This window comes from Falsiroseomonas oryziterrae (assembly GCF_021864505.1).
Lineage (GTDB): Bacteria > Pseudomonadota > Alphaproteobacteria > Acetobacterales > Acetobacteraceae > Falsiroseomonas > Falsiroseomonas oryziterrae.
In genome coordinates, this window is the sequence record NZ_JAKJIB010000499.1 from 1 (window position 1) to 2037 (window position 2037).

The 2037-nt window shown below is 72.8% G+C and carries 1 protein-coding gene; it reads right to left on the reverse strand.

Annotated elements, in window-relative coordinates:
- Positions 1–2037, reverse strand: a 2037-nt coding sequence (locus L2I40_RS22430; protein ID WP_237217548.1) for an AAA domain-containing protein, incomplete at both ends; no start/stop codon positions are given.

A 2037-nucleotide genomic window follows, 5' to 3' on the forward strand; every position in this document is an offset into this window, starting at 1 on the left:
GTCCGCCTTGACCTCCGGCGCCGCGCCCAGCGCCGCGCGCAGCCTTGCGCGCTCCGCCTCCGGCCGCTGCAGCCAGGCGAGCGACCAGGCGCGATGCAGCTTCCAGCCCATCATGCCGAGCGCCGAGGGCCGCCCGCGCTCGCGGTCGCGCGCCGCGCGCACGCTCGCCCAGTCGCCCGCATCGGCCTCCACGCCGAGCACGAAATCCGTGCCCTCGCGTGCCGCGACGTCGAGGAAGAGGCCCGCGATCCCGACCCGCGCCACCGGCTCCTTGCCGAGTTCCGCGATCTCCTTCGCGATGACGGCGGAGAGCGGCGCCGTTGCCTGCTGCGCCGCGACCTGGCGCATCTCCCCCTGCGCGGCAAACCGAAGGAAGGTCTTCAGCGCCTCGACGCCGCGGCCGGAGGCACGTTCGAGGTTGATGTCCTCGGCCGTCAGCCCGCTGAACACGATGCAGCGCTTCTTGGCGCGCGTGATCAGCACATTCAGCCGCCGCTCGCCGCCATCGGCCGAGAGCGGGCCGAAGCGCATCGCCAGCTTCCCGTCGGCGCCGCGCGCATAGCCGACGCTGATCAGGATCGAATCGCGCTCGTCGCCCTGCACGTTCTCGAGGTTCTTGACGAAGAAGGGCTCGTCCTCGTGGCTCGCGAAGAAGGCTTCCGTGTCGGGGCTCTCGCGCCGCAGCTTCTCGATCTCGTCCATGATCGCGTCGCGCTGCTTGATCGAGAAGGCGGCGACGCCGAGCGAATCCCCCGGCGTCTCCTTCGCATGGCGCATCACCGCCTGCGCCACCGCCTCCGCCTCGATGCGGTTGGTGCCCGCGCCCTCCTGCCACTGGCCATCCACCCGCACCAGCGACAGCCCCAGCTTCGCGCTGCGCGCCTTCGGGCTCGGCAGCACCATCAGCCGGTTCTCGTAGAACTCCGCGTTCGACGTCGCGATCAGGCTCTCGTGCCGGCTGCGATAGTGCCAGCGCAGCATCACGTTCGGCACGCCGCGGGCATTCGCGAGACCCAGGATGCTCTCCACCTCGCGCGCCGCCACCGGCCCCTCGGCGAACTCCTCCTCGCCCTCATCCTCGCTCGTCATGCGCTGGAAGAAGCGGGTCGGCGGCATCTGCCGGTCGTCGCCCACCACCACCACCTGCCGGCACCTGGCGATCGCACCAAGGGCATCCACCGGCTCGATCTGCGAGGCCTCGTCGATCACCAGCAGGTCGAAGGTCAACCCCGGCTTGAGCCCATGCGGCGGCGCCAGGAACTGCGCGACCGACAGCGGCGACATCATGAAGACCGGCTTCGCCGCCTGGATCGCGCGGCCCGCGCGCGTCAGCAATTCGCGCACCGGCAGGTGGCCGCGCTTCTTCTCGAACTCGCCCTTCAGGATCTCGTAGCCGGGCATGCCGGCGCGTACGCGCGCCAACGCATCGGCATGCGTCCAGGCGCATTCGCGCCGCGTCAGCTCGACCCGCGCGCGGTCGGCCTCGGCGAAGTCGGCGACGAGCCTGTCGAAGGCCGCGCCGTCGAAGGTCGCAAGCTCCGGCCGCGCGCGCATCGCCGCCTTCATCAGCGCCTCGTCCAGCGCGTAGTCGAAGGCCGGGATCGCCTGTTCCGGCGCAAGCCGCCCATCCGCGAGCCGCTCCGCGATCGGCGCCAGCTCCGGCCCCGCCGCCTGCACGGCGCGCTGCCAGCCGACCCAGAGCGGCAGCGATTCCGGCGCCGCCGCCCAATCCCCGAGCCGCGCCGCGACATCCGCGAAGGCGGGATCATCGCCGCCAAAGGCCGCCGCCGCATCGAGTCCGGTCGCCGCGACCAGTTCCTCCCATGCATCCAGCGCCGGTTCGGCCGCGGCCGCCGGCGCATCGGCGGCGAGCTTCGACACCACCTCGCGCGGCTGTGCCTCCGCCCATCCGACCAGCGCCGCCATCGCCTCCGCATCGCCCCAGATCGCGCCGAAGGCCGCGCGCCCCGTCGCCTCCTCCGCGCGCAGCGCCGCGCGCGCCGCCTGTCCCGCGAGCGCTGCGTCCAGCGCCGGCAC